27 protein-coding genes are annotated in these 26,920 nt (G+C 66.9%); 11 read left to right on the plus strand and 16 right to left on the minus strand.

Going from position 1 to position 26,920, the window contains the following annotated elements:
- Positions 1-91: 91 nt before the first annotated feature.
- Positions 92-1,381, minus strand: coding sequence for an adenylosuccinate synthase (locus tag ACLMAL_RS19520; RefSeq protein ID WP_412000377.1), 1,290 nt, complete (start codon positions 1,379-1,381; stop codon positions 92-94).
- 287 nt (positions 1,382-1,668) lie between these two features.
- Here ACLMAL_RS19520 and ACLMAL_RS19525 point away from each other — a divergent pair, with 287 nt between their 5' ends.
- Entirely contained in the window at positions 1,669-2,328 is a 660-nt protein-coding gene (locus ACLMAL_RS19525; protein ID WP_412000378.1) for a hypothetical protein, read from the plus strand.
- Entirely contained in the window at positions 2,325-3,113 is a 789-nt protein-coding gene (locus tag ACLMAL_RS19530; protein ID WP_412000379.1) for a site-2 protease family protein, read from the plus strand. Before ACLMAL_RS19525 ends, ACLMAL_RS19530 begins: the two co-directional genes overlap by 4 nt.
- Positions 3,114-3,434: 321 nt before the next feature.
- Here ACLMAL_RS19530 and ACLMAL_RS19535 read toward each other — a convergent pair whose 3' ends face one another.
- A complete protein-coding gene (locus ACLMAL_RS19535; protein WP_412000380.1) occupies positions 3,435-4,547 on the minus strand; it encodes an FUSC family protein in 1,113 nt (370 codons plus the stop codon).
- Between the two features lie 43 nt (positions 4,548-4,590).
- Positions 4,591-5,040, minus strand: a complete 450-nt coding sequence (locus tag ACLMAL_RS19540) for a DUF3151 domain-containing protein (RefSeq protein WP_328406975.1) — start codon at positions 5,038-5,040, stop codon at positions 4,591-4,593.
- Between the two features lie 140 nt (positions 5,041-5,180).
- Here ACLMAL_RS19540 and ACLMAL_RS19545 point away from each other — a divergent pair, with 140 nt between their 5' ends.
- Both ACLMAL_RS19545 and ACLMAL_RS19550 read left to right on the plus strand, forming a co-directional pair.
- Positions 5,181-7,433: a hypothetical protein gene (locus ACLMAL_RS19545; RefSeq protein WP_412000381.1), complete on the plus strand. Its 2,253-nt coding sequence runs from the start codon at positions 5,181-5,183 to the stop codon at positions 7,431-7,433.
- Positions 7,434-7,511: 78 nt separating this feature from the next.
- The gene (locus tag ACLMAL_RS19550) at positions 7,512-8,573 is read left to right on the plus strand and encodes a fused (3R)-hydroxyacyl-ACP dehydratase subunits HadA/HadB (RefSeq protein ID WP_412000382.1); all 1,062 of its coding nucleotides are present in this window, start codon (positions 7,512-7,514) and stop codon (positions 8,571-8,573) included.
- A gap of 22 nt (positions 8,574-8,595) precedes the next feature.
- Here the strand turns inward: ACLMAL_RS19550 and ACLMAL_RS19555 are convergent, their stop codons facing one another.
- Both ACLMAL_RS19555 and ACLMAL_RS19560 read right to left on the minus strand, forming a co-directional pair.
- On the minus strand, positions 8,596-10,053 hold the full coding sequence (locus ACLMAL_RS19555) for a DUF4185 domain-containing protein (protein ID WP_412000383.1): 1,458 nt from the start codon (positions 10,051-10,053) through the stop codon (positions 8,596-8,598).
- Positions 10,054-10,228: 175 nt separating this feature from the next.
- Entirely contained in the window at positions 10,229-11,176 is a 948-nt protein-coding gene (locus ACLMAL_RS19560; protein ID WP_412000384.1) for a quinone oxidoreductase family protein, read from the minus strand.
- Between the two features lie 88 nt (positions 11,177-11,264).
- Between ACLMAL_RS19560 and ACLMAL_RS19565 the strand changes: the two genes are divergently transcribed.
- Together ACLMAL_RS19565 and ACLMAL_RS19570 are read left to right on the plus strand one after the other, a co-directional pair.
- A complete protein-coding gene (locus ACLMAL_RS19565) occupies positions 11,265-11,720 on the plus strand; it encodes a MarR family winged helix-turn-helix transcriptional regulator (RefSeq protein WP_412000385.1) in 456 nt (151 codons plus the stop codon).
- A 142-nt stretch (positions 11,721-11,862) separates the two neighbouring features.
- A complete protein-coding gene (locus ACLMAL_RS19570; RefSeq protein ID WP_412000386.1) occupies positions 11,863-12,198 on the plus strand; it encodes an excalibur calcium-binding domain-containing protein in 336 nt (111 codons plus the stop codon).
- Here the strand turns inward: ACLMAL_RS19570 and ACLMAL_RS19575 are convergent.
- Complete coding sequence (locus ACLMAL_RS19575) at positions 12,192-13,310, minus strand: BTAD domain-containing putative transcriptional regulator (RefSeq protein ID WP_412000387.1); 1,119 nt, start codon at positions 13,308-13,310, stop codon at positions 12,192-12,194. The two genes, ACLMAL_RS19570 and ACLMAL_RS19575, sit on opposite strands and share 7 nt — an antisense overlap.
- Positions 13,311-13,340: 30 nt before the next feature.
- Positions 13,341-14,375 carry a class II fructose-bisphosphate aldolase gene (fbaA, locus tag ACLMAL_RS19580; RefSeq protein WP_412000388.1) on the minus strand — a complete coding sequence of 345 codons (1,035 nt, stop codon included), beginning with the start codon at positions 14,373-14,375 and terminating at the stop codon, positions 13,341-13,343.
- A 458-nt stretch (positions 14,376-14,833) separates the two neighbouring features.
- Between fbaA and ACLMAL_RS19585 the strand changes: the two genes are divergently transcribed.
- Together ACLMAL_RS19585 and ACLMAL_RS19590 are read left to right on the plus strand one after the other, a co-directional pair.
- Positions 14,834-15,484 (plus strand): DedA family protein, encoded by a 651-nt coding sequence (locus ACLMAL_RS19585; RefSeq protein WP_412000474.1) that lies wholly within the window; start codon positions 14,834-14,836, stop codon positions 15,482-15,484.
- A gap of 19 nt (positions 15,485-15,503) precedes the next feature.
- The gene (locus ACLMAL_RS19590) at positions 15,504-16,187 is read left to right on the plus strand and encodes a DedA family protein (RefSeq protein WP_412000389.1); all 684 of its coding nucleotides are present in this window, start codon (positions 15,504-15,506) and stop codon (positions 16,185-16,187) included.
- Positions 16,188-16,238: 51 nt separating this feature from the next.
- Here the strand turns inward: ACLMAL_RS19590 and ACLMAL_RS19595 are convergent, their stop codons facing one another.
- The 3 genes from ACLMAL_RS19595 to ACLMAL_RS19605 form a co-directional block, all read right to left on the minus strand.
- On the minus strand, positions 16,239-17,327 hold the full coding sequence (locus ACLMAL_RS19595) for a glycoside hydrolase family 76 protein (RefSeq protein ID WP_412000475.1): 1,089 nt from the start codon (positions 17,325-17,327) through the stop codon (positions 16,239-16,241).
- A gap of 132 nt (positions 17,328-17,459) precedes the next feature.
- The gene (locus tag ACLMAL_RS19600; RefSeq protein WP_406234251.1) at positions 17,460-18,146 is read right to left on the minus strand and encodes a TrmH family RNA methyltransferase; all 687 of its coding nucleotides are present in this window, start codon (positions 18,144-18,146) and stop codon (positions 17,460-17,462) included.
- Between the two features lie 59 nt (positions 18,147-18,205).
- Positions 18,206-18,535: a DUF4190 domain-containing protein gene (locus ACLMAL_RS19605; RefSeq protein ID WP_412000390.1), complete on the minus strand. Its 330-nt coding sequence runs from the start codon at positions 18,533-18,535 to the stop codon at positions 18,206-18,208.
- Positions 18,536-18,626: 91 nt separating this feature from the next.
- Between ACLMAL_RS19605 and ACLMAL_RS19610 the strand changes: the two genes are divergently transcribed.
- The 3 genes from ACLMAL_RS19610 to ACLMAL_RS19620 all read left to right on the plus strand — a co-directional run bounded on the left by ACLMAL_RS19610 (position 18,627) and on the right by ACLMAL_RS19620 (position 21,336).
- On the plus strand, positions 18,627-20,003 hold the full coding sequence (locus ACLMAL_RS19610) for a sensor histidine kinase (RefSeq protein WP_412000391.1): 1,377 nt from the start codon (positions 18,627-18,629) through the stop codon (positions 20,001-20,003).
- Positions 20,000-20,668, plus strand: coding sequence for a LuxR C-terminal-related transcriptional regulator (locus tag ACLMAL_RS19615; RefSeq protein ID WP_412000392.1), 669 nt, complete (start codon positions 20,000-20,002; stop codon positions 20,666-20,668). Before ACLMAL_RS19610 ends, ACLMAL_RS19615 begins: the two co-directional genes overlap by 4 nt.
- A gap of 221 nt (positions 20,669-20,889) precedes the next feature.
- Positions 20,890-21,336: a hypothetical protein gene (locus ACLMAL_RS19620; protein WP_412000393.1), complete on the plus strand. Its 447-nt coding sequence runs from the start codon at positions 20,890-20,892 to the stop codon at positions 21,334-21,336.
- Position 21,337: 1 nt separating this feature from the next.
- On the opposite strand, the gene ACLMAL_RS19625 is transcribed toward ACLMAL_RS19620, so the two are convergent.
- The 6 genes from ACLMAL_RS19625 to ACLMAL_RS19650 all read right to left on the minus strand — a co-directional run bounded on the left by ACLMAL_RS19625 (position 21,338) and on the right by ACLMAL_RS19650 (position 26,776).
- Positions 21,338-22,045: a lysoplasmalogenase gene (locus ACLMAL_RS19625; protein WP_412000476.1), complete on the minus strand. Its 708-nt coding sequence runs from the start codon at positions 22,043-22,045 to the stop codon at positions 21,338-21,340.
- Positions 22,046-22,076: 31 nt separating this feature from the next.
- Positions 22,077-23,141: a beta-ketoacyl-ACP synthase 3 gene (locus ACLMAL_RS19630; protein WP_412000394.1), complete on the minus strand. Its 1,065-nt coding sequence runs from the start codon at positions 23,139-23,141 to the stop codon at positions 22,077-22,079.
- A gap of 149 nt (positions 23,142-23,290) precedes the next feature.
- Positions 23,291-23,869 carry an orotate phosphoribosyltransferase gene (pyrE, locus tag ACLMAL_RS19635; protein ID WP_412000395.1) on the minus strand — a complete coding sequence of 193 codons (579 nt, stop codon included), beginning with the start codon at positions 23,867-23,869 and terminating at the stop codon, positions 23,291-23,293.
- A gap of 79 nt (positions 23,870-23,948) precedes the next feature.
- A complete protein-coding gene (locus tag ACLMAL_RS19640; RefSeq protein ID WP_328406991.1) occupies positions 23,949-24,761 on the minus strand; it encodes an SDR family NAD(P)-dependent oxidoreductase in 813 nt (270 codons plus the stop codon).
- 24 nt (positions 24,762-24,785) lie between these two features.
- Positions 24,786-25,877, minus strand: coding sequence for a hypothetical protein (locus ACLMAL_RS19645; protein WP_412000396.1), 1,092 nt, complete (start codon positions 25,875-25,877; stop codon positions 24,786-24,788).
- A 95-nt stretch (positions 25,878-25,972) separates the two neighbouring features.
- Positions 25,973-26,776, minus strand: coding sequence for a DUF5666 domain-containing protein (locus ACLMAL_RS19650; protein ID WP_412000397.1), 804 nt, complete (start codon positions 26,774-26,776; stop codon positions 25,973-25,975).
- Positions 26,777-26,920: the final 144 nt, after the last annotated feature.

The following is a 26,920-nucleotide window of genomic DNA, read 5'->3' on the forward strand; positions in this document are numbered from 1 at the left end:
ACAGCAATTCAGACGGTTTCTGTCCCTAGTCGGCGCGGGCGGACAAAGTCAGCCCACACCGCGCCGAACCGATTACAGACCGGTCAGCCGCTCAGGCCAACACGTCGTGGCGGACAATGGTCTGATCACGACCCGGGCCGACACCGATGCACGAAATACGTGCACCGGAGAGTTCCTCCAACCGCAGCACGTATGCCTGCGCGTTGGCGGGCAGCTCCTCGAACGTCTCGGCCTGCGAAATATCTTCCCACCAGCCGGGCATTTCTTCGTAAATCGGCTTGGCGTGATGGAATTCGGTCTGCGTGGTCGGCATCTGCTCGACCCGCTCGCCGTCGATCTCATAGGCGACGCAGATCGGCACGGTCTCCAGGCTGGAGAGCACATCGAGCTTGGTGAGGAAGAAGTCGGTGACGCCGTTGACCCGGGTCGCGTAGCGGGCGATGACCGCATCGAACCAGCCGCAACGGCGGGCCCGGCCGGTGGTCACGCCGACCTCGCCGCCCTGCTTGGCCAGGAACTCACCGTAGTTGTCGAACAGCTCGGTCGGGAACGGGCCCGAGCCGACGCGGGTGGTGTAGCACTTGAGGATGCCGAGCACCGTGTTGATCTTGTTGGGCCCGACGCCCGCGCCGACGGCAGCGCCGCCCGAGGTCGGGTTGGACGAGGTCACGTACGGGTAAGTGCCGTGGTCGACATCGAGCAAGGTGCCCTGCGAACCCTCGAGCAGCACGGTCTCACCCCGTTCCAGGGCTAGATTCAGCTGCAGTCGGGTGTCGGCGATGCGGTGGGAGAAGCTCTCCGCCTGCTCCAGCACCTCGTCGACAACCTGCTGCGGATCGAGCGCGCGACGGTTGTAGATCTTCACCAGAACCTGGTTCTTGAACTCCAGCGCCGCTTCGACCTTCTGGGTGAGGATCTTCTCGTCGAGTACGTCGGCAACCCGGACGCCGACCCTGGCAACCTTGTCCTGATAGCACGGGCCGATGCCGCGACCGGTAGTGCCGATCTTCTTGTTGCCGAGGAAGCGCTCGGTGACCTTATCGATGGCCACGTGGTACGGCATGATCAGGTGCGCGTCGGCCGAGAGCAGCAGACCCGAGGTGTCGACGCCGCGCTCCTCCAGTCCGGCCAGCTCCGCGAGCAGCACGCCGGGATCGACGACGACGCCGTTGCCGATGACATTGGTCACGCCGGGGGTGAGGATGCCGGAGGGAATCAGGTGCAGCGCGAACTTGTCGCCGTTGGGCAACACCACGGTATGGCCGGCGTTATTGCCGCCCTGGTACCGGACCACCCATTGCAACCTGCCACCGAGCAGATCGGTTGCTTTGCCCTTACCCTCGTCGCCCCATTGGGCGCCGATCAGGACGATTGCCGGCATTGTCTCGTCTCCTACGGTTCGACGCGCAACACCCCGGGGGATGGCAGCCGACGAAGTCGGCGGGGCGGGAAAAGCCCAGTGTTGCAGCTACCTGCCGTATTGAGGCGGTGGCCGGAAGCACAGTCTAGCCGAAGCACCGACGGCGGCAGCGAACCGGTTCAGCCCGTAGGCTTGGCGACCGTGTCTCCAAAGCCGTACGCGGCTAGGGTGACACCCGAAGCGGACCAAAAGCAGGGGGTTCGCGGAAACCGACGGTCGTCGGCCGGACCAGGAGGGTGTACCGCAGTTTGAGTACCCACGTTCTCCGTTGCGACGGCGCACCGGTACCCATCGCTCTCGCGTCGTTACCGAACTCCCAGACCTCTGCCATTCCGGATACCGGCCACATCGATGGGCTGCTGCCCGTGCTCGCCGCCGACAGCCTGCCCCGGCTGATCGTGCTCGGCGCCGATGCCGCACTCGCCGCAGTATTGACCCACTTGATGCGGACCGAACGGTTGCACGTGGAGATCGGTTACGTGCCGGTCGACAAGACCTACGGCTCCCGCGCCTACCAGACCGGCACCGGCAATGCGGCGGCCAAGCGGGCACTGGCGGGCAGGGCCAAGGAAACGCCGCTGATCCGCGACGACACCGGCACCGTGCTGGTCGGTCGCGCGACGATCACCGGCCCCGGCGGCGACAAGCTGGAGGGCGAGGCCTACGTGGACGACACCTTGCTGTTCTCCGGCACAGTGAAGGCCATGCACATTTCGCCGACGCTGGAGATGCCCGGCGTTCGTGCTGCCGCCCGGAAGGGCATACGCAAGCGCCGCTGGGTGGCGGGCCGTGCCGCACAGCTCGGCACCCCCGGTGCGGTGGTGACCCGTGACGGCATCGCCAACGACCGCGTCGTACCGCGCTCGACGTTCTATCGACATCACGAACCCTGGCTATTGGTCCGATGAACCGTTCGTTCCCCAAGGGTCGGCGCTCCGGTCTCGGCGCAGTCCGGCCGAGCCCTATCTTCCTGCTCGTCATCGCGATCACCGTGGCAGGCGGCGTCTTGGCCTGGGGCGCCGAACTCGATTCGACGCGGGCGAAGTTCGGCGTGTTCGTGTTGGTGCTGTTCGGCTGGATCATCACCGTCTGCCTGCACGAGTTCGCACACGCCTTCACGGCATGGCGGGCGGGCGACAACGAGGTCGAGCTGCGCGGCTACCTCACGCTGAATCCACTCAAATACAGCCACCCACTGCTGTCGATCGTGCTGCCGATGGTGTTCATCGCACTCGGCGGCATCGGCCTGCCCGGTGGCGCGGTCTACGTGCGAGCAGCCGACTTCAGCCCGCGCACCCAGCGACTCATCAGCGGCGCAGGGCCTGCGACGAACGCGTTCTGCGCGGTCGTGCTGCTGGTGATCGTGCGCCTGCTCGGCAGCGCGCAGTCCCATCCCGCGTTCTGGTACGGGCTCAGCTTCCTGGCGTTCCTGCAAGTCACCGCAGCGCTTTTGAACATCCTGCCGATCCCGGGAACCGACGGCTACGGGATTCTCGAGCCGTCGCTGAGCTATCAGACCCGGCGTTCGCTCGACCAGTTCAAGCCGTTCGGCATGCTGATCCTGTTCGCGCTGCTTTTCACGCCTGAAATCAACAGGGTGTTCTTCGACGCGGTCTATGCCTTGTACGAATTATCCGGCGTCCCATCCGACTGGTCGCGTTTCGGCAGTTTCCTGACTCGCTTCTGGACCTGACGCTCGGGGCCGAGCATGCGCCCCGCGATCGACCGCGCAGATCGCCCGGTCCGAATGCCAGGACCGGGCGACCGATCTCCGCCGACCGCGGTGCGCCCGGCCCGGCCGGCCACCACACCGAATGGCCGGTTGAGCGTGCACAGTCGTGCGAAGTGGTGCACCGCAACACCCCTCGTACTGCGGTTACCACTACACGCTATGACCTGCAGCGCGCGGGAACACGAGTAGCGGACTACTCCAAGATCAGCATTCGGACACCAGGCGGGTGGTGCGGCACGCTCGCAGATCGATCGAATGTCCGAAATCCGCTGAGTAGTCCGGTCATTCCGCCGGCGGCACGTGCGGATGCGGCACCGTCGGCGGCAGCAGCGCCATGGCGGAAATACGCTGCATGCCGCACACCTGCATGAGGTCGACCACCATCGAACGCACCTGCGCGAACACCACGTGTGCCGAAAGCCCAGCGCCCACAACGAGTTCCGGCCGCGCACTCTTGGCGACCGAGCGCAGCACCCGCGCCGCCTCGGCCTGGTCGGGCTGATCGCCCGGGTCGGCGAGCATCATCCGACGCACCACATCGACGGCCTGTGCGAGTCGCTCGACCAGGTCGATCAGCCGCGGGTCGAGGATTTCGTCGTCCTGCACCAGCGTGAGCGAACGGCGCAGCAGCACCCTGGTGTTGCGGATCGCGTTGTCCAGCGGGTCAGCGGTGGCCCGGATGCGTTCCAGACGCGTGCGCGAATTCCAGTACAGCGGCGAGATCCTGCTGATCTCCCTGCCGCCCTCCAGGGTTGAGCGCAAACCATCGATCTGCGGCTGCGTCGCGCGGGCCGAGTCCAGTACTGCGCGAATCTTGTCCGGGTCCTGCTCGAGCAGACCGTCCGCGCATTCGGTGAGCGATTTGCCCATCACCGCAAGAACTTCCGCGGCCTGCTCGCGGGCCCTGCGCACCGGATGCAAAGGAATCGACGCAACGACGACCACACCCACCAGCCCGCCGACCAACGCGTCGATCATGCGCGAGAAACCACCGCCCGCCGAAGGCGGCAACAACGTCGCGACCAGCACAGCGGAGCTGGCGGCCTGCATGGAGATGATCGAGCCACCGTCGAGGAACACCGTCGCCGCCATCGCGACGGCCACCACCAGAGCGATCTGCCAGACCCCGGTGCCCGCGCGGGTGATGAACAGATCGCCGATGCCGATGCCGACCGCGACGCCGACCACCAGCTCCACCGACCGGCGCAGCCGGGCGCCGAAGGAGATGCCGATCGACACCACGGCCGCGGTCGGTGCGAAGAACGGAATTTTATGGCCGATGACGTTGTGCGCGATAAACCAGGCAAGCGCGGCGCCGACAGCACACTGGACGATCGGCAGCGCGGACAGTCGCAGCCGCCGCCAGGAGCTGTGCAGCCGGTCCATACTGCTCATCCGCGCAACGTCCACGCGGGAGTTCAGGTCGAACAACTACGACTCAGTCCAGGCCGAGCTCGGACGCAGCACGCGGGTCACAGTCCTCCAGCAGATCCAGGCAGCGAGCGTATTCCTCGGTCTCGCCGATCGCACGCGCCGCCTTGGCCAGCGCGCCGACGCACCGCAGGAAGCCCTGGTTGGGTTCGTGGCTCCACGGCACCGGCCCGAAACCCTTCCACCCGTTGCGGCGCAACAGGTCGAGGCCGCGGTGGTAGCCGGTGCGGGCGAAGGCGTACGCGGCGACGATGTCGTGATTGACCACCGCCGCGGCGTCGTCGCTGCCACCCCGGGCCAGCGCGGCCTCCGCGAGGTGGGCCCACGCGATCGAGGCCGCGGGATGGGCGGCCGCGACCTGTACGGGGTCGACCTTGTCGAGCAAGGCCTCCTCCGCTTCGGAGTTTTCGGGCAGGAGTACCGGTTGCGGTCCGAGCAGGTCACCGAACGAGGTCATGTGGATCATTGTGCACCCGGTGGGGCGAAGTGTGGCGACAGGGGAATCACCAGTGACGGGCAGAAGCCGCGACGGACCAGTAAAGACGGACTACCCCTGGGTGCGCCCATTAGGCTGACCGTCGAGTTCAACAGTTCCGCGTGAGCGAGGGGTATCAGTTGTCCGACCCGAACGACAAGAAGAACCCGGCACAAGGTAGCGCCGGTGCCGCCGACCAGGCCGCGGACGCCGCGCGCCCGGACGCGCCCGCGGAACGGACATCCGCCTCGGATACCGCCCAGAGCGGCACAGCCGCCGCACCGACCAAGCCCCTGTCCACCAAGGCTGCCGAGAAGCAGTCGGGAACCTCGGCTCGAACGGATACCTCCGGTGCGTCGGGCAAGTCCGGCACGTCCGAAGGATCCGATGGCGTGCAGGACGCCGTCGCCGCCACGACATCGGCCGCCACGGCAACGTCTGCGCCGCCCGTTGGGACACCGGCCACCCCAACCCCCGCGACACCGTCTGTGCCGTCCACCGGAACGCAATCCGCACCAACTGTTGAGACACCGTCCGTGCCGTCCGCTGCGAAACCGGCCACACCAACCCCCGCACCGGCCGCTGCAACGTCCGACCGACCTGACGCTCCGACGCCGGGCGGGCCCGGCAAGCCTGCCGACCCAACTCCGGAAACCACACCCATCCCGTCTGCTTCCAGCAAGTCTGCGGACGCGAACCCGAAATCCGAGCCGGAAACGACACCGATCAAGTCGGGCGAATCGGCGTCGGGCCAGGCGGCGGGCGAATCCGCATCGGGAAAGACCGCGGACGAATCCACTTCCGGCAAAGCCGCGAGCGAACCCGCGACCAGCACTGCGTCTTCTGGTGCAGCGTCGGGCACAGCGGCATCGGGCGCACCCGACGCGGAGACGGTTCCCGGCCGTCCGATCCAATCTGTGTCCGCTACCGCAGGCACGAACACCGCAGAGTCCGCCGAAGCCGACGGCCCCGCCACAGCAGGCGCCGCGAAGTCCACCTCCGAGGTCGCAGGCGGTGGCAGTGACGACCGAACCACCGTTATCCGAGGCGACAGCTCGGCGAGCCGGACGCCGGCCGACGCCGCCCCCGCTCGAGCCGCAGGCCCCGATACGGAAACCGCGGTGATCAAGCGTGACACCTCGGCGAGTCGATCAGGACCCGATGCCGCGACAACCGATGAGGCACAACGCGCGGCCGCTGCGGCAGAACTGGCCGATTCCAGCGCGGCGACCGTTGTGATGCGCAGGGCGACCCCCGCAAACAAGCCCACTGACGGCGACGCGTCCTCCGACGCACCCGCGGATATCGCGGCCGCCGATGCCAAGACCGTCTCCTTGCCGACGGCAACCCCGGTAGCCGACAAATCAGCGACCGACAAACCACAGGACGCCGGTCCCGACGAGCCGAATATCGCGGGCGCCGACGCGCAGACCGTCGCGATGCGGGTCGTCCCCAACCCGGCCGACGATGCCAAGACCACGGCGATACCGATCCAGAAGCGCGCCGACAGCGACGCGACCCAGCGGATGCAGACTCCCGGAGCCGGTAGGAAACCCGGCACCGACCGCGTCGCGTCGCCATCTGGCCGTCCGGCCCCGATCACCCGGCCGCCGAGCACGCCTCGGCCCGCGTCCGGCCCGAAACAACCTGCAGCGCAAGGTTCTTCGGCACCACCGCAGAACGCACCCGGCACGCCGCCGACCGAGCAGACCCACCCTTCGCCACCGCGTCCGATCGCCACCCCTCGACAGGTCAACTCGGCGCCGTCACCGGCGGATATGCAGGTGACCCGCCCGGGGCAGTCGCTGTCCGGCCCGCCCGCGGCCCCGCGCCCGCCGCAACCGCGCCAGATCGCCTCGCCGCAGCGCATCGCGCCACCCGCTCAGCCGCAGCAGGCCCCGGCTGCCGCCGAGCCCGTAGCGCCGGCCGGACGCTCGAAGCGTTGGCCCACCTCGGTGCTTGCCGCGGCGGCACTCGTCGTCGTGGCGCTCATCACGTTGGCAGTGGTGCTCATCAGCAATTCCCGCAACAACACTCCAGAGGCCAAGGTCCGCACCGCCATCTCCGATTACACCCAGGCCTTGAAGACCGGCGACCTGACAACGCTGCAGGACACCACATGCGGTCCGCTGCACGATTTCTACAAGAACATCCCGACCGATCAATTCGAGGGTGTGCACCAATTGTCGGTGGAGCGCAAGAACATTCCGGTGGTGGACAGCGTCGACGCGATCCGGATCACCGACAACACCGCGATCGCGCAGGCCACCGTCTATACCGAGGCGGATCGCGCCAAGCGGTCGGCGCGGACCTTCGATCTGGAACGCACCGACAATGGCTGGAAGGTCTGCGATCCACCGACCGCGACGCCATAGCAGGGCCGAGCCAAGGCGGTGCCGGACGTCACATTGACCTGGTCAAGGGACCGGTTGACCAGTAGCATGGCCCGGATCATGGGCACGGAACAGACAATCGCACACCCGGAATCGGATGTTGTGGCGCAGACACCGACGCAGGCTGGACGACGATTCCGCAGCCGCGACCATTACGTAGTAGGCCGAGAGAAGGTCCGCGAGTTCGCGCGCGCCGTCCAGGCCCAGCACGGCGCGCACCTGCGGGAGCCCGATGCGCGCAAGCTGGGCTATGACGGCATCATCGCGCCGCCGACCTTCTCCTCGGTCATCGGCATCACCGCGACACGGGCGCTGCTCGATTCGGTACTCACCGAGTACGACCTCTCCCAGATCCTGCAGACCGACCAGGTCTTCGAGATCGTGCGGCCGATCCTCGCGGGCGACCGGCTCACCACCGAGATCGTGATCGAATCGATCCGGCAGTTCGGTGACAACGATTTCATCCTGGTCGGCTTCGCGCTGACCGACCAGCACGGCGCGGTCGTGCAGACCGGATCGACCACGATCGTCGCGCGCCGCGGCGTCGAGGTCGACGCGAATATCGCCGAGACGGTGGAGAGCATCGTGATGCACGCCGTCCCGCTGACCACCCCCGCGGCGGCCAAGAGCTCACTCATCTCCCTCGACACCGACGACGCCGAGCCTGCGCGCCTCTCGCCGCCGAGCGCGCTCGTGCTCAGCCTGCCCGACTTCGACCAGCTGTCGGTCGGCGATCAGCTCCCGGCCGGTAGCGCCGAGGTGACTCGTGGCGACCTGGCCAACTATGCGGGCGTCTCGGGTGATCCCAACCCGATCCACTTCAGCGAGCAGGCCGCAACGCTGGCCGGGCTGCCCACCGTGGTGGCGCACGGGATGCTCACCATGGGTCTTGCCTCCGGCTACCTGACCTCGTGGGTCGGTGATCCGACCGCGATCGAGAAGTTCAGCGTGCGGTTCTCCGGGTTCGTTCCGGTGAAGAGCGATGCGCCGAGCACGATCGAATTCACCGGCAAGATCAAGTCCTTGAATCCGGCGCGGCGGACCGCGACGGTCGTGATGGCGGGCACTTCGGAGGGGCGCAAGCTCTTCGGGCGCGCCATTGCCGAGATCCGATTCGCCTGAGAAGCAGCACTGTTCGCGCGAATCACTCCACCGTGGCGTGCATCAGATAGACGTTGTAGTCACTCCAGGTCGAAACATTGAGGTACAGGTCCGAACCCGAGGACCACGGGTGGATGAAGCCGCCGTAGAGCTCCGGGTAGGCCCGCGCCGTCACCGTCGGCGTGCTCTCGGACCACTCCCCCTGCGGTGAATCCGATTCGCGGATAACAACGGCCGCCTTCGCCGTCTCGAGATAGCTCATCTGCCAGATATTTCGTGCCGCGTCGAAGCGGACCGACAACTCACCGGCCGGCGCATCGACAATCGGAGTGGCGGCGGCGAATCCGCCGACCGGTGTCCACTGTCCGTCACGCCAATACTGATACGCGGTGGTGTTGAGGATCTGGTCCTTCGGCACCCTGGCCAGGCCGACCGCGCCGAGGCGGGTGTTGGGCGTGCCGAACACGTAGACGTGGTCGCCGTTCGGCACCATCGCACTGACCTGGAAGTTCGCGAGGCCGAAGATGTTGTCCCAGCGCGCGTACGGGTCCTTGGTCCAGGTTTGGCCGTGATCGTCGGAGTAGGCGATGCCGCCGTAGTTGGTGAAGAAGGTGCCCGGGATGCTGTTCCAGGTGCGAATTGCCATGTAGCTCAGGTACTGCCGGTCACCGATGGCGAATCCGGAGGTCGGAATCGTGGTCACCTCGACATTGTCGAGCTTGCGACTGGACAGCACTTCGGCTGCGTGGCAACGATCGTCGGTCACCATCCGGTCGTAGGTCATGCCGTCGGAGAGATCCCGATCGGTGCTGAAGGCCAGCACATTGCTGCGCCAGTCCGTGCCCATCCCGCCGGGCGGGTGGAACCCGCGCCCGACCGTGTCACCGAAGGCGGTCGCGATCTCCCCCGGTGCGCTCTCCCACATGATGCCGAGGTCGGTCCCGTCCACCTGCCACCGCTTGTCGGTGCGGTTGACCGAGTTCGCACCGGTCTGCTTGGCCACCTCGCGCACCGCACCGACTCGCGGCGCACGCCGCTGCGGTGTTTGCGCGGCGGGTTCGGTCGGCGGATCGACCCGAGCGGGCCGCGGCTGCACGGACCCCGGTTGCGGTCCTGGTCCGGGAACCGCGAAGTGGAAAGGCTTGAGGCTCAACAGAACTTCCGGAATCCCGAGCCGACTGGCCAGACCGGGTGGCGGCACCGGCCCGTCGGTGAGATCCGGACACGGGTTGGTGCACGGATCGGCGGGCAGTTCCATTACGACCCGCTTGGGCGCAGGCTCCGGCAGCTGCGGCGGAAGCACAGTGACCACCGGATACGGAATCGGCACCTCGATCGTCTTCGGCACCAGCGGCTCATGGGTGGCCATCGGACCGCCCACGCACGGCCCGACTCCCACCGCATTCGCCTCGGGCACCGCCACAGCAGCCCGCTCAACGCACACCAACACCCCCGCCCCCACCACGACAGCACCGAGTACAGCTACCAGTCGCCCAGCCATAGCCACCCCTCGACATCCCTCGGAGTACCCGCCACCAGCGAACGACCATACCCGGCACACCCGATCGGACATGCGCGACTTTCCGATCACCGAAGGTATTTACCCCAGGCAGCGCAGTTACCGATCCAGTACGGGACACGCGATGGGGAGTCCCGGCCGGATCGGCGACCGGGACTCACCCGATGTGGACGATGCTCTTGCCTCGGGTCGCTCCGCCTGCCAGGTGGGCGATCGCGGTCTCGACGTCGGCGAGGGCGTATTCGGCGGTGATGTCGATGCGCACCGACCCGTCGGCGACCAGGGTCATGGCGCGGGCGGCGCTGTCGGCCAACCGCTTCGGGTTGATCTGGCCGGCCAGGTTGCTGTTGTAGGTCAGCAGCGACTGGCCTTGCATCAGTAGGTCATTGGCCGACACCGTGACCGGTTCGAAGGTGGCGATGTTGCCGTAAACCACGATCCGGCCGTGCGGCGCCAACCGCGCCAGATTCGCGACCCGGGTAGCGCCGCCGATCGGATCGAGGATCGCATCGAACTTCTCCTCGCCCAGCGCATCGGGGAACTCTTCCCGCACGAGCACCTCGTGGTAGCCGAACTGGCGCGCGTAATCGACCTGTCCGGCATTGCCGACCACCCCGACGATCCGCTCCGCACCCGCGAGCGCGGCGAACTGCCCGGCCAGCGAGCCGACACCACCGGCGGCGGCATGGATCAGGACACTCTCCCCGGCCCGCACCCCGGCAACCGAGTTGATCAGGTCGTAGGCGGTCGGCGCGACCCACCCGAACCCTGCGGCATCGCGCAGGCCGACCCCGGCGGCGTTGATCGCCAGCACGGCCGGCGCAGTCACCACCTCGGCGTAACCGCCCCCGCCGATCAGCGCGATCACTTGCTCGCCGATCCGCGTCTCGTCCACGCCGGCGCCGACCGCGACGATCAAACCAGCCGCTTCGAAGCCCGGCACGAACGGGCGCGGGATCGGGAAATGCCCCGCACGTACCAGCACGTCACCGTACTGCACCCCCGCGTAGGCGACCCGGATCGCGACCTCGCCCGGCCCGGGCACGGGCTCAGCCACCTCGGTGATGCGGAATTGGTCATCGATGCCCAGAACAACAGCCTTCATCACATTCAACCTTCTGTGTCAACTCAGTATCCTGATACTCAGAACTAAAGCATTATCAGGTAACTGAGTCAACTTAGGGAGTTGTGACATGGTGGACGTGCCCGTCGGGGAATACGTGTGCACCCGGATCCGTCGCGCCGAGCAGGCGCTGATGGCCCACCACGAAGCGGTGCTGCGCGGCTACGGGCTGACCATGACCCAGTACACGGTGCTACTGACCCTGTCCCGGGAGGACAGCATGTCCGGCGCCCAGCTGGCCCGCGCGTGCGGAGTCACCCAGCAGAGCATGGCCACCGTGTTGACCGGGATGCAGAACAAGGGGGTCATCGATCGCAAACCGTCTCCCCTGCATGCGAAAGTCATGATCGCCACTCTCACCCCGGCCGGCCTCGACCTGCTCGATCACGCCTACCAGGAAGTCATCGTGCTCGAACGCGCTCTGACCGACCGATTCACCTCCGACGAGCACAAGCTGTTGTGCGAATTCCTCGACCGCGCCACCGCCGCCCTCATCGAGCAGACACCCACAGCCCACACCAACTGACAATCCCACCCGCCACGGACCGGTGGGGAAATCCGCTGTCCGCCAGCGTGTGAGAACTGCTGGCCCCGCAGACCTACCCGGCCACTGACGCCCCGACCGAATCATCAGGCGCAGACACCGGGTTCGGCGCAGGATGGAAGGCGTGAACATCTCACTGATCCACCGCCACGGGCTCGCTACATTCGGCGTTGCCTGTCTGCTGGCGGCCGGGTCGGCGCTCATGCCGACCGCCGCTGCCGATCCACCGCAGGCCGCCGCCATATCCGGGCCGCAAGATTCGCATCCGATACCGAGCTATCGGCCGGGGCCGAAAGGGAACAATGTGCCGCCGCCGAAGGAGACGGCACCGGAGGAACCCTGGTACTACGCGAACTGCGATCAGGCACGGGCCGAGGGCAGGCTGCCGTTGTATCGGGGGATGCCGGGGTATGCGCCGTATCTCGACCCGGATGGCGACGGAGTCGCCTGCGACTACTGAACGGCCTGGAAGACCAGGACGGTGGTGCCGATTCGGATGATGTCGGCATCGGCCAGCAGGGCGCCGGTCTCGATCGGCTCGTCGTTGACGAAGACGCCGTTGGCCGAATGCAGGTCCTTGATCAGCAGGCCGGCCCGGCTCGGCATGATGTGCGCGTGGTAGCGGCTGGCCTTGGGGTCCTCGAGCACCAGGTCGTTGTCGGTCATCCGGCCGATCCGCAAACCGCCGTGGCCGATCACGAGTGCCCGGCCGTCGGCCATCCGCAGCTGGCCGCTGCGCACCGCACGCGGCATCTCGGTGACCGTCTCGGTCATCGCCGCGGCCATTCGCTCCGTGCGCTTGAGTTCGGCCGTGCTGAGCGGTTCCTGACGCAACACCCGCTGCTCGAGATCGACCACCATCGGGCCGGGATCGATACCGAGCTCCTCGGCCAGCACCGCGCGCACCCGGCGGCAGGCGTCGAGCGCGTCGGCCTGCCGACCGGACAGGTATAGCGCGGTGATCAACTGCCCCCACAGCGGCTCCCGCAACGGATGCTCCGTCGTCATGGCAACCAGCTCACCGATCACCGAAGAAGCACGTCCACAGGCGATTTCGGCATCGATGCGTGCCGCGGCGGCCTGCAGCCGCTCCTCGTCCATCGCGGTGGCGAAACCGTCGGCGAACTGCAGCCCGGCCAGATCGGCCAGCGCGCGACCACTCCATTCACGCAGCGCGGTGCCGAACAACTGCGCGGCGCCGGTGTGATCGCCGACCTCCGCACAGCGTGCACCCGCATCCCGTGCCGCCTCGAAACGGCCGAGATCGCAAGCCTCCTCGGCGATTTCGAGGCGATAGCCCGATGATTCGGTGCGTAACACCGTGGCCGGATCCACACCCGAATTACGCAGTGCCTTACGGATATTCGAGACGAACACCTGCAGGCTCGCGGCGTAGGAATCGGGCGGATCCTCGTTCCACACCATGTCGGCCAACGCGGCAGAGGCTACCGCGCGCCGCCGATTCACAGTGAGCGCAGCAAGCAGCGCCCGCGGCTTGGGCCCGCCGACTGCCACCGGCTCACCACCGACGAGCAGCCGAACGGGCCCGAGCACACGCACATCAAGACTCATGAGCTGGGAGCCCCCGGGGGGTCGAGCGGGTCAGGCGCTGATCGACCGTCCCGCGGACTTCAGATCATTGCACGCCTCGAGAACGCGCGCCGCCATGGCGGACTCGGCCTTCTTCAGGTAGCTGCGCGGGTCGTAGACCTTCTTGTTGCCGACCTCGCCGTCGATCTTGAGCACACCGTCGTAGTTGGCGAACATGTGACCGACGACCGGACGGGTGAAGGCGTACTGGGTGTCGGTGTCGACGTTCATCTTGACGACGCCGTACCGCAGCGAGTCGTCGATCTCCGACTTCAGCGAGCCCGATCCGCCGTGGAAGACGAAGTCGAAGGGCTGCGCGTCGGCGGCGAGACCGAGCTTGGCGGCGGCCACCCGCTGGCCCTCGGCCAGCACCTCGGGCTTGAGCACCACGTTGCCCGGCTTGTAGACACCGTGCACATTGCCGAAGGTCGCGGCGAGCAGGTACTTGCCGTTCTCGCCTGCGCCGAGCGCGTCGATGGTCTTCTGGAAGTCCTCGGGCGAGGTGTAGAGCTTGTCGTTGATCTCGGCCTCGACACCGTCTTCTTCGCCGCCGACGACGCCGATCTCTGCCTCGAGGATGATGTTCGCCTGGGCGCACGCCTTGAGCAGCTCCTTGGCGATCTCCAGGTTCTCGTCGATCGGGATCGCGGAACCGTCCCACATGTGCGACTGGAACAGCGGGTTCTGCCCCGCGTTCACCCGCTCCTGGGAGATGGCGATCAGCGGGCGCACGAAGGTGTCCAGCTTGTCCTTGGGGCAGTGGTCGGTGTGCAGCGCGATGGTCACGTCATAGCGCGCAGCGATCACGTGCGCGAACTCGGCCAGCGCAACCGCGCCGACGACCATGTCCTTGACACCCTGGCCGGAGGCGAATTCCGCACCACCGGTGGAGAACTGGATGATGCCGTCACTACCCGCGTCGGCGAAGCCCTTGATGGCCGCGTTGACGGTCTCGGAGGAGGTGCAGTTGATGGCAGGGAAGGCAAAGGAGTTCGCTTTGGCCCTACCGAGCATCTCGGCGTAGACCTCCGGAGTCGCGATGGGCACTGTGAAGACCTCCGTGTTGTGCGGTAATAGACAATTCTGTCAGGCCACAGCGTAGGCCAGCGACGTTTCGCGGTGTTTCACGGGCAAGACAATGCGTCCGGAAGGCCCGTTCCCGCCCCACCACCACGGAGCGAGTCTTACGAGCGACCGTTCGCGGCCCGTCTCGCGGCCGAGTGGCCGAAGTGCATGCGCCGCAGGCGCGAGTCTCGGCTGCTCGGCCGCGAGACCAAGGGGGCCGCGAACACGCAGCGTCGCAGGCGCTGCAGATTCGATACAGCATTCTCAGTTGAACCCGGTACTGTGGGCCGCGTAATTGCGCTGGCAGCTACCGACGCGGTGACACAACCCGCGTGACGATTAGCAAGTTGGCCAGCCGTACCCGGACAGGAGGCCGCGTGATTCTGCTCGCAGCGACAGAATCGGTAAGCAATGTTGCGCTGACCCAGCTGTTGGATCCGATGCATTTGCTCACCGAGACGTGGCTGAAGAACGCGGTTCTTCCAGCAATTCTGGTCATCGTCTTCATCGAGACCGGGCTGCTGTTCCCGATCCTGCCCGGCGATTCGCTGCTGTTCACCGGCGGTCTGCTCGCCGCGCAGACACCGAATCCGGTATCGATCTGGGTCCTGGTGCCCGCCGTTGCGATCACCGCGTTTGCGGGTGATCAGTGCGCCTACTGGATAGGCCGGGCCATCGGTCCCGCGCTGTTCCAGAAGGAAGACAGCCGGTTCTTCAAGAAGCATTACGTCACGCAGACGCATGAATTCTTCGAGAAGCACGGGCCCAAGACGATCATCCTGGCGCGGTTCGTGCCGATCGTTCGTACTTTCATGCCGGTGCTGGCGGGCGTTTCCAAGATGGACTACCGCAAGTACGTCGCCTTCGACATCGTCGGCGCCATCCTGTGGGGCGGCGGCGTAACGGTGCTCGGCTACTTCCTGGGCAATGTCAGCTTCATCAAGGACCACGTCGAGGCGATCTTCCTGCTCATCGTGCTGATCTCGGTGCTGCCCGGCATCTTCGCGGTGGCGAAGCGACTGCTGAACAAGGACGAGGCGCCCCGGCCCGACACCGAGTTGGCTGCCTCGGCGAACGAGCCAACCCACTGAGCCGGTGTCCATTGCACCGTTGCCCCTAGCAGTGGGCAATTTCGATCCGCTGACCTCGGCGGGCCCCGCGCTCGTCTGGACGGTGGTGCTGACCTTCGTTTTCATCGAGTGCGCGGTGATCATCGGACTGTTCCTGCCCGGCGACTCGATGCTGATCACCGCGGGCATCGTGATGGCGGGGCACGCCACCGGCGAGACCCAGGTGTGGGCGCTCTCGGTGGGCACCATGCTCGCCGCCATCGCAGGCAACCAGGTGGGTTATGTCATCGGGCACCGCACCGGCCACCATTTGGTCGCGCGGAAGAACGGCAGGTACATCAACACCCGCAATCTGCAACGGGTCACCGAGTTGTTGCAGAAGCACGGGTTCCTCGCGGTGCTGATCGCCCGCTGGATTCCGTGGGTCCGCACGCTGTGCCCGATGGTCGCGGGCGCGGCCGGGATGAACCACCGCAAATACACCGCGGCGAGCACGATCGGCGCGATCATCTGGGCACCGGTACTGCTGCTCATCGGCTATTACGCGGGCAGTTTCCTGGAGCGGGTGCCGTGGTTGATGCCCGGCGTCATCGGCACGCTCGTGGTGGGGTTGATCATCGGGACGGTGCTCGGTATCCGGCACTACCGGCAAGAGATGCGCAAGCCCGCCGAGGACTTCGATCTCGAATCCGCTCCCGCGGGCATGCTCGAGTCCGAGGGCTGAGCCCCGATCCGAGCAGTCCTGCGCCGGCCGAGCCGCAGGCAAGGCAGCCGTCTAGAGCCCGGCAGCGCTGACCTGGTAGGCGGCCTCCATCAACAACCATCCCGATAGCTGCACCGACAAATCCCGCTCGGGGACCCGCGACGAGGTCACCGAACCACCCGCGGTGAAATACCCGGCACCGGAGCTGCCACCGGGCAACTGGGCCGGTTTGCTCCAGTCGTGACCGAACAGCGGCTCCCCCTCGACATCGAGCCGGTTCGCCCAGGCCGCGGCGGCCGAGGCCCGCACGATCGCGGCCGCGTCACGCCGAGCGGCGACCTGCTCGCGATCCTCACCGGGCAACATCAGCGCGACCACCGCGAGGTAGCGGGCCAGAATCCCGTTGAACAGCCCGCCGTCACCGCCACCACCACCGTTGATCACACCGCGGGTGGTCATGTGCTCCTCGACCGCGGTGAGCAGCCGGTGCACGCGTTCGGCGTGCCTCGGCTCGCCGGTGTGCACTGCAAGCTCGGTCTCCAAACCGAGCACCACGCCCTGGCAATAGCTGAACACCGGGCGCTCGATTTCGCCGGAGGGCAAATGGATTCCGTCGAGGATCAGGCCGGTCTCCGGATCACGCAGCATCTCGTCGAGCCAGTCGGCCATCTCCTGGGCCCGCGCGTGCCTGCCCAGGCGCAGCAGCGCGATACCCGCAGGGCCGTTGGCCGGTGCGTTGAAGTAGTCCGATCGCTTGCGCCACGGGATACCGCCGCCGCGGGCCGGATCCCACGCGCCGTACAGCTCCTTCTCCAGCGCCACGAGTGCGCGCCGCGCCTCGGTGATGCCCTGGGTGCGCTCGGCGCGTTCCAGCGCGATGGCGAGCCAGGCCATGTCGTCGTAATAGTTATTGGTCCAGCCGGTGATGTTACGGATGCGGTGGGAGCGCGTGATCGCACCGATACGTTGACGGCGGGCCGGGGTCGGCACCCGGTTGGCCGCGTCCGTCGCGCAATCGATCAGATGCGCCTGCCACCAGTAGTGCCAGGAGGCGAAGGTGCGCTCGCGCATGGTCGCAGGCCAGCCGACCACGCCCAATTCCGTTCCGGGACAAGCCCACAGTGCGCGCAAGTGCCGGGAGACAATCGCGGACTCCGCCATGTCGGCGCGCTCCGACCACACCGCGGGCGTCGGCGCCGCTCTGTCCCCACCCGTGCCTTGCCCGGTATGCGGGCTCCGCGATGTCATAGATCAATGGTGCCAGTTGGACGCCGGTTTTTACGCCTGTTTTCGTTACCAAGCTGAGGCCAAATCGGCATGTTGACAGATCCACGCATGCATTGCGATTCCCGCCGCGACGCCGGCATTGATACTGCGGGTCGAACCGAACTGGGCGATCGAGACCGTCATGACCGCCGCGTCCTTCGCATGCTGGGTGACGCCGGGGCCTTCCTGCCCGAAAAGCAGCAGGCAGCGGCGCGGCAGCACCGCGGTTTCCAGCGGCACCGAGCCAGGCGTGTTGTCCACCGCGACCACCGTGAGATCCGCGCGCGCGGCGTAGGCGAGCAGCTCGGCCACATCGGTGTGATGCTCGATGTGCTGGTAGCGGTCGGTGACCATGGCGCCGCGGCGATTCCACCGCCGCCTGCCGACGATGTGCACAGCGGCCGCGGCAAAGGCGTTCGCGGTGCGCACTACGGTGCCGATATTCGCGTCGTGCCCGAAGTTTTCGATGGCCACATGGAAAGGGTGCCTGCGCCGGTCGATATCGGCGATGATGGCCTCGCGGGTCCAATAGCGGTAGGCGTCGACCACATTGCGGCGGTCGCCGCCCGCGAGCAGCTCCTTGTCGAAGCGCGGATCCTCCGGCGGCGGTTCGGTGTGCTCGTCGGCCCACGGGCCGACACCGTGCGGATGCTCGCCCCACTCGGTGGGTCCTGGCGGCTCCTGCTCCGAGGTGCCCGACACTGGGTCATTCACTCGGATGATGCTAATTCCGGTCGCGACACCGCCGTCACACGAGGCGGATGCGCGCGGGCTCAATAGCTCGAGCTGGTGAGCGCGCCGGCGATACCGAGAACCACGAAGAACACCACGAACAGCAAGCCGACGATGATCATCACCGAGCCGATGATGCCGCACACGTAGCCGACCATGACATTGCTGCGTCCGCCCATCGCGCCGCCCGACGCGTCGATCTCGTTGAGCGCCCTCTTGCCCATCACCCACGCGAACGGTCCGAGCACCTGGCAGAACGCCAGACCGAGGACACCGAGAATCAAGATCAGGGTGGCCTGCGGATGTTCCTGCGGCGGGCCATAGCCATAGGGTGAATAGCCGTACTGCGGCGGCGGCGGCGGGTAGCTCATGCGTGGATGGTAGTTAGGTGTAGCTGGCCACACCATCCATTCGGCGGACAGCTCCATCGAATCCCACGGCCGCGACGACAACCATGGAGCCATGACCGAGACAGACACCGATCCGACCCGCGTGCTGGCCGTGCCGACCGGACCCCCCGGCCGATCCGCCGCCCAGGAAGTGCTTCGCGCGGTGCTACGGGCGCCGATCGAGGCGCGGACCTGGAAGGAATTCGCCTACGTCTTCACGGTTTTCGTGCTCGGCTGCGTCGCCATCGCCTATGTGTTCTTCGGCTTCCTCGGCGGGCTGTTCGCCTCGATCTTCATCATCGGGTTATGGGTGCTCGCACTGGTATTCCTGGGCGGGCGGACCTGGGGCCGGGTCTATCGCGCACTGTGCAAGGACCTGCTCGGCACACCGGTCGTCGCACCGCCGCGCTTCGCGCCGCAGCCGGGGCTGTTCGGATTCTTGAAAAGCGCGTTCACCGATCGGGCGTGCTGGCGGGCCATTCTCTTCCTCTTCGCCCAAGCCGTGCTCGGCGTCGTCGTCGGCTATTTCGTGCTCGTCGTGATAGCCGTGGTGCTGTTCACAGCGATCTCGCCGATTCCGTGGGTGCTGTTGCACCCGACGAATGTCGACGACAACGGCGTCGAGCATCATTCGCTCGCGCAGTTCGGTTCTTTCTATATCGACACCTGGCCCAAGGTGCTGCTGTTCTCGGCGATCGGCATCCTCGGTTGCTTCGCTTTGCCGTGGCTGTTGCGTGGCACCTGTTTGCTGCACCGAGCGCTCACGGTCACGTTGCTCGCCGCGACAGCGCGCGATACCCAGGTCGCCGAACTACAGGCGAGCCGGAAGGCCGCGGTCGAGAATGCGGCGGACACGCTGCGCCGGGTGGAGCGGGATCTACACGACGGCACCCAGGCGCGTTTGGTCACCATCGCTATGGCGCTCGGGCGGGCCGAGGAGCGGCTGGCCATGGGCGGCGACCCCGCCGATCTGATCGCCGACGCGCATGCCAGTTCCAAAGACGCGTTGACCGAACTGCGCGAGCTCGTACGCGGAATCCATCCGCCCGCACTGGAACTCGGGTTGGCGCCGGCCCTGGAAACCCTGGCGGCGCGCTGCGCGGTTCCGGTGGAGCTGCGGGTTCATCTGCCGCAACGGCCGCACCCTGCCATCGAGGCGATCGCCTATTTCTCCGTCGCCGAACTGCTCACCAATGTGGTCAAACATGCCCATGCCGACCGCGTCTGGGTATCTGTGGTGCCGACCGACATTCGAACCATTGCGGTCACCGTGCGCGACAACGGAATCGGCGGTGTACTGCTACCCGTGGCGGGCGAACACACCGCGGGCAGCGGACTCACGGGCCTGGCGGCGCGAGCGCGCGCCGTCGACGGCACTCTCACCGTGCAGAGCCCGACGGGCGGACCCACCGCGGTGACCATCCTGCTACCGAAAGCCGGGCCGCAATGACCATGCCACCGTCCAGCACGCCATTGCGCATCGTGATCGCCGAAGACAGCGCGATCCTGCGTGACGGACTCGCGAGCCTGCTCACCGAGCGCGGCCACGAAGTGGTCGCCATGGTCGGTGACGCGAGCACACTGAGCGACGTGGTCGGCACCCACAATCCCGATGTCGCCGTGGTGGACGTGCGTATGCCGCCGTCCTTCACCGACGAGGGCCTGCTGGCCGCGATCGAGCTGCGCAGGAAGTACCCGATGACCGGGGTGCTGGTCTTCTCCCAGTGGATCGAAACCCGCTACGCCACCGAACTTCTCGCGGGCGGTGCCAGCGGTGTCGGCTATCTGCTCAAGGATCGGGTCGCCGATGTACGCGACTTCATCGACGCATTGAACCGGGTGGCCACCGGTGGCACCGCCCTCGACCCCGAGGTGGTGAGTCAGTTGATGGGCGCATCCAGGCAGCAGGATTCGCTGGCCAGGCTCACACCACGGGAACGGGAGGTCCTCGAACTGATGGCGCAGGGCCTGTCCAATAATGCGATCGCCGGGACGCTGACGGTCACCGAGCGTGCCGTGGAAAAGCATATCGGCAATATCTTCACCAAACTCGACCTGCCGCCGTCGGATACTCATCACCGCCGCGTGCTCGCGGTATTGCGCTTGAAAGGCTGATTGCCCGGGAGAGGCCGAAAACTCGGCAGGACCCGCCGAACGCGTACGGATCGGACCGACCGCACCTGGTCGGACCGCAGATCAGGGACCGACAAGGGCGCACCACCATCGAGGCGCCGCCGTCCTCGCCCGACCATCCGCCGAGTCTTGCCGAGGTGCGTTCACAGCCGAGCGCGGCGTCCTATCCTGGAGGTGGCAGGACAGTCGGGTGGAGGCTGGGTATGGACCACGCGCGCATCTTCCGCACGGTGCTCGGGGTAACCGCCGGGTACCTGATTCTGCTCGGGCTGTGGCTGGGCTGGCTATTGCCGCACACCCCGCCCGGAACCGAGCCCTATCAGATCATCGCGCTCGTCGGCCTGTTCGGATCCTGCGTCGGCATCGGGATGATGCTGGCCGTGCGTCCGTCGCGGGCGGATCGGCGGCTGTGGCGGCACGGCCTGGAGGGCTGGGCGACGATCGAGGGAGCGCATGCGCTACGCCCCACCGATCACCACACCGAGCTCACCGAATTCGATCTGGAACTCACCGTGCCCGGTTCCGAAAGTTACCGGGGGACCATTGTTTTCGACGTGACACCGGCCGACAAGCCGCGGCTCACGGTCGGCGAGACCATCTCGATCCGAGTCGATCCACAGAACCGGGACCGCATCATTCTGGTCCTGTGACTCATTCCGATACTGCGACAGCCACTTTCGCGTGCGCCCTCGGGTCGGCGAGCAGGTACTGCGCGGCGGCATAGGTGGACAGAATGACGCCCTCGGTGACGCGACGAGATCGCTCGCCGCGCGCGAAGAGACGGCGCAGCACGATCAACCCGTCGGAAACGGTGAACAGCAGCGCACCGATACCGAGTCGGCTGCGCGGGTCGGCACCGGGAACATTCACTCCGGCAACGGTTTTTGCGTGCGGTGCCACATCGGGATCGGAGGCGAGCACGGCCGCGGTCCCCAAGGTCGCGCCATAGGCCGCCAGCGGCGCGGCGACACCTGGCGCTTTGGCCCGCAGCAGCGCGCCCGCACCGAGCCAGGCAATAAGACGCGGCACGGCCACCGCGGCGTGCGGTCGCCCACCGCGCCGCCACCACAGTGCCGAATACCCGGTCTGCATCACCGCGAACGACGAAGCACCCGCGATCAGCCGACGATCGTTGTCCGGATCGATCAACAGGACGTCCCCGACCGTCGCGGCGCCCAGCGACCCGAGCAACAGAGCCCGGTCGGTGGGGTCCAGCTCCGCACCGTCGAGCGCGACGTCCGCCGCGAGCAGCGGCATCAGCAACGGTTTGGCCAGCCATTGGAGCTTCTCGCGCCCGGTGACAGCCCCGAACACGGTAACCGCCGCCGCTACGAGGAAGCCTGCCCGGAACGGCCGCACACCCCGCGACGGGCCCGGCGACGGTAGCCGATCAGACACTGAAGCTCGGCTCGGTCGGAGCGGGCGGCAGCGTGACCACCTGGCCCGCGTAGCTCAGGCCGGCACCGAAGCCGAGCAGCAGGGCCGTCTGGCCGCCCTTGGCCTTACCGGTCACCAACATCTCTTCCATCGCGAGCGGGATCGACGCGGCGGAGGTGTTCCCGGTGTTCTCGATGTCGTTGGCCACCGGGATGTCGTCGGCGAGCCCGAGGTTCTTCTTCATCAGTTCATTGATGCGGGCGTTGGCCTGGTGCGGGATGAACACCTCGATGTCCTCCTTGGCGACACCGGACATCTCCAGTGCGGTGGACAGCGCACGCGGCAAAGTGACTGCCGCCCAACGGAATACCCGCGGGCCCTCCATCCGCAGCGACATCCGGCCGACCGGCTCGACAGCCGGGTCGGTGCCCTGCAAGGCCTGCGCCCGCTGCATGTACTCGAGAAAATCGACGTCCTGCGCGATCGCAGCCGCGTTCTCGCCGTCGCTGCCCCACACCGTCGGGGAGATGCCGTTCTCCTCGCTCGGACCGACCACCACCGCACCCGCGCCGTCACCGAAGATCATCGCGGTGCCGCGGTCGGTCGGATCGAGTCCGACCGTCATCGTCTCGGCCCCGATCAGGAGCACGTAATCGGCGGAACCAGCGCGGATCAGGTCGGCGGCGACACCGAGGCCGTAGCCGAAACCACCGCATCCGGAGGTCAGGTCGAAGGCCGCGATCCCGTTCATCCCCAGGTCGTTGGCGACCTTCGGGGCGCCGTGCGGGGTCAGCGTCAGCCAGCTGGAGGTAGCAAAGATCAAGGCGCCGATCTTCGAACGATCGATACCACTGTTGACGATCGCGCGCTCGCCCGCTGCTGCGGCGATCGACTGCAGGGTCTCGTCACCGCTGATCCAGCGGCGATTGCGGACGCCGGTGCGCTCATAGATCCACTCGGGGGTCGAGTCGAGGACCTCGCACACCTCTTCATTGCTGACCATGCGTTGGGGGCGATAAGCACCGATTCCGAGCATCGCGACGTTCTCACGACTGTTGTTGACTGCAAGGCTCACCACAGGTAACCCACACGACCCTTCACTGTCTCCGACCGCCTCGCTGCGCTCGGCGTATGCGTTCCGTATATCGGGTCGCGGCGTTGCCTCGTTATCGGTCGCTCGTCGCTCCCAGCTCTGGTCCGAACCCGACCCGGGCCCGCAAACGCAGCTTAACCGAGGGCAAGATCCTTCAATCCGAGGATAGACCGGTACTCCAGCCCCTCGGCGGCGATGATCTGATCGGCCCCGGTTTCGCGGTCGACGACCGTCGCGACCCCGACCACCGTGGCACCGGCGTCGCGCAGCGCACGCACGGCGGTGAGCGGGGAGTTTCCGGTAGTGGTTGTGTCTTCGACAACCAGTACTCGCTTGCCGACGATGTCCGGGCCCTCGATTTGGCGCTGCATGCCGTGCGTCTTGGCGGCCTTGCGCACGACGAAGGCGTCGATCGGACGCCCCGGCGCATGCATCACGGCCAGCGCGACCGGGTCGGCACCCATGGTCAGTCCGCCGACGGATTCGAAGTCCCAGTCGGCGACCAGCTCGCGCAGCAGCTTGCCGATCAGCGGTCCCGCGCTGTGGTGCAGGGTGGCGCGGCGCAGGTCGACGTAGTAGTCGGCCTCCTTGCCCGAAGACAAGGTCACGCGGCCGTGCACGACCGCCAGCTCGCGCACCAGCGCGGCCAACGTATCGCGGTCGGACCCGGCGTCCTTGGTAACCGTGTCATTGCTTGTTGCCTGGTCGATCATGTCTGTGTTCCTTTCTCGCATGGGCGGGGCCCTCCGTGGTTACGCGTGCGCTGCCGCCTCCGGGCCTGACCGCCTATGCCTAAGTTCTTCCGCGTGCGTTGAACAGGCCGCGATTCATTCGGGCCGCCAGGGTTCGCGGGATCATTCCGGCGACGGTGGTGAGTGCTTTGTACTGCACGCCGGGCACGCTGAGTACCCGGTCCTTCTCCAGGTCACGCAGCGAACCGGCGACAACCTGATCGACACTCAGCCACAACGGCTTCGGCAGCGAAGACATCTCGATGCCGGCTCGCTCATGGAATTCGGTGCGCACGAAGCCCGGGCACAAGGCCTGGATCCGAACACCGGTTCCGGCCAGTCCGCCCGCCAACCCTTCGGTGAAGGATACGACGTAGGCCTTCGACGCCGAATACGTCGACCCGCGTCCCGGGATCAGACCGGCGACACTGGCCACGTTGACGATCGACCCCTTCGCCGCGGCGATCATCGGCGGCAGCGCGGCCCTGGTGAGCTGCAGCACCGCGGTGACATTGACATCCAACTGCGCCTGTAGCTGCTCCGGCGCCAACGTCCAGAACTCCCCGGAATGCGCGAATCCGGCGTTGTTGACCAGGAATTCGACACCCTCGGCCGCTCGCGCCGCGACCCGCTCACGATCCGCGGCAGCGGCCAGATCGGCGGCGAGCACCTCCGAACGGGTAGCGAACTTCCGATCCAGTTCCGCCGCGAGCCCGGCAAGACGCTGCTCGTCGCGGGCGACGAGCACCAGGTCGTAGCCGAGTGAGGCAAGTCGCACGGCGTACCCGTGCCCGATACCGGAGGTCGGTCCGGTGATCAATGCGACAGGACGGGTCGCGCCGGGCAGGCGCGCGGGAACAGGACTATCGGTCATGTCTGCGCAATCTGTGCCAGCCGCTCACTGCGGTACAGGTCCCTGGTATGGGCGGAATCCCGGATGGAAGGGGCCACCGGGCTGCTCCGGTGCTTCATCGATCGGTGGCCATGCGTCGTCCGCCTCGGCGGTGACGTGCGGCGACTCGTCGTCGGCCGACCAGCGGTCCGCGCGTGGACGGGAACGAGCGTCGGGCACCACCGCGAGCGACGGCCTGCGCGGCGGGTCCTGGACGGCCGCCGCCGACGGTGCGCGCTGCTCGGGCTCCTCGTCCGGATCGTCGTAGGCGGCAGCGTTATAACTCGGCTTCTTGTATCCGGACTTGTCGAAGCCTGTTTGCTCGTACTCGGAATCGTCGTACTCGGAATCCTCTTCCGGCGACGCCACCCGGCCGGCCCCGATCGGACCATCCGGCTCACCGCGCTCGCCGGGCTCGTCGTGACGCGTGCGGGTGCGCGGATGCGGGCGGCCAGGGTCGTGGTCACCGGAGTCCATTCCCAGCACATCGCTGACCGGCGGCAACACGTGCAGCAGACCGGAAAGCCGCAGCACCGCGTCGATGGTGGTTTCCCAATCCCGCGCGATGGTGCCGACATTCAGCATGCCGAGTGTCCAGTTGCCCTCGCTCCACAACATCTGCACCGTGTCGGGCAGCGTCTCGATGAAGGCGACCATCCGCTGGTCGACGGCGTGCCTGGCGATTTCCGGATTGGTCGCGAAAACCACCCGGTCACCGATGGCGCCGAGTAGTTCCAGGTCGGCGTCCTTGGGCGGTGACGCGGTCTTGAGCCGCATGTCGACGTCGATATCCGAGCCGATCTGCCGCCGCACCGCGACCAGCGTCGCCGCGTCTTCCAGATCGAAGAGCACGAACTTCTCGCCCTTGCGGATACCGGACACCACATCCACCGCGGAGAGGTAGCCGAGCTTGGCCAACGCACCGCGGCGCCAGGTCGACGCAAGTGCCGGTTCCACCGACACGTACGTGTATCCCTGGGATTTCGCCCAGACCTGGCGCGCATGACCGGTCCGCTGTCGTTGGACCCGATCGAAATACAGCAGCACGATCGCACCTACCAGCGCGATCGCCGCCAACCCGAACCACAATGCCGTCATCGGTGTCTAGCCTAATCGTCCGTGCCGGACGGAGTCCGACATTGGGCCCGCGCCGGGCCGAGCGAAGGCGAGGAACTCGCCGGATGTCGGGTCGCTCATCTCGGTCCTCCCGGCAACGAGGTGCTGATGATGACTCTGGCCTGGATCGACCCGTCCGCGGTCTTGTCGCCTTGGATGACGACCATGTCGCCGACGGGCAGATCGGCGGCCTTGATCGCGGACAGCGAGATCACCTGAGTGTTGGTGTCGGTGTGCACGGTGACCGAGCCGCCCGTCATCGTATTCAAGGTCAGGGTGCCGCCGTTGTTGGCGCTGATAGTGCCTATGGTCGCGCCGAGTTCGTCGATATTGCCGAGCCCCGGGATGCTGGGGATCGTCGCGGTGGACTGACCCGACCTCGGCGTGCCCGTCACTCTGGCCGGGCCCGGTAGCGTCGAGGTACTCGCGGCGCTCGACGCCGAGTCGTCACCCCCGAGCATCAGCCCGGCGACCACACCGACCACCGCGACCAGCGCGACGACACCGAGCGTGAGCGCGACCCACAGTCCCGTGTTCCGTTTGGGTGGCTGCGGTGGGCCGGGCGGGACCATGCCACCTTGGCCCGGCATCGCGCCTGTGTCCTGCAGGGTCGGATCGGCCCACTGCTGGCCGTAGGGGCTCTCGTAAGCACCCCACTGGTTGTCGTAGGGCGGAAACTCGCGAGTGGCGTTCAGCGGCGGCGGCGTCCACGCCTCGAACTGCTCGGTGGCCGGATACGCCGGGCCCGCGCCATGGCCGTATGCCTCGGTGTACTCCGTCGTGTGCGCAGGCCGCTCGAATCCGGACTTGTCCGGACTACCGAGATGCTCAGTCGGAGCATCCTCCGGCCGCTGCGCCCACGGATCGTCCCGGTTCGTCATGGCGTCCAGGGTAGGCCGGGTCAGGCCGGCAGGCAGGCAGACCTGGCCATCCGGCGCGCGGGTCGCGCCCGCGACGGCATTCGGAAACCTTTACTCATTCTTAGGTTTGCCACCAGAATTGGGGGTTCGGAAATGTTGCGGGCC

It is taken from the genome of Nocardia sp. CWNU-33 (genome assembly GCF_046764895.1).
Lineage (GTDB): Bacteria > Actinomycetota > Actinomycetes > Mycobacteriales > Mycobacteriaceae > Nocardia.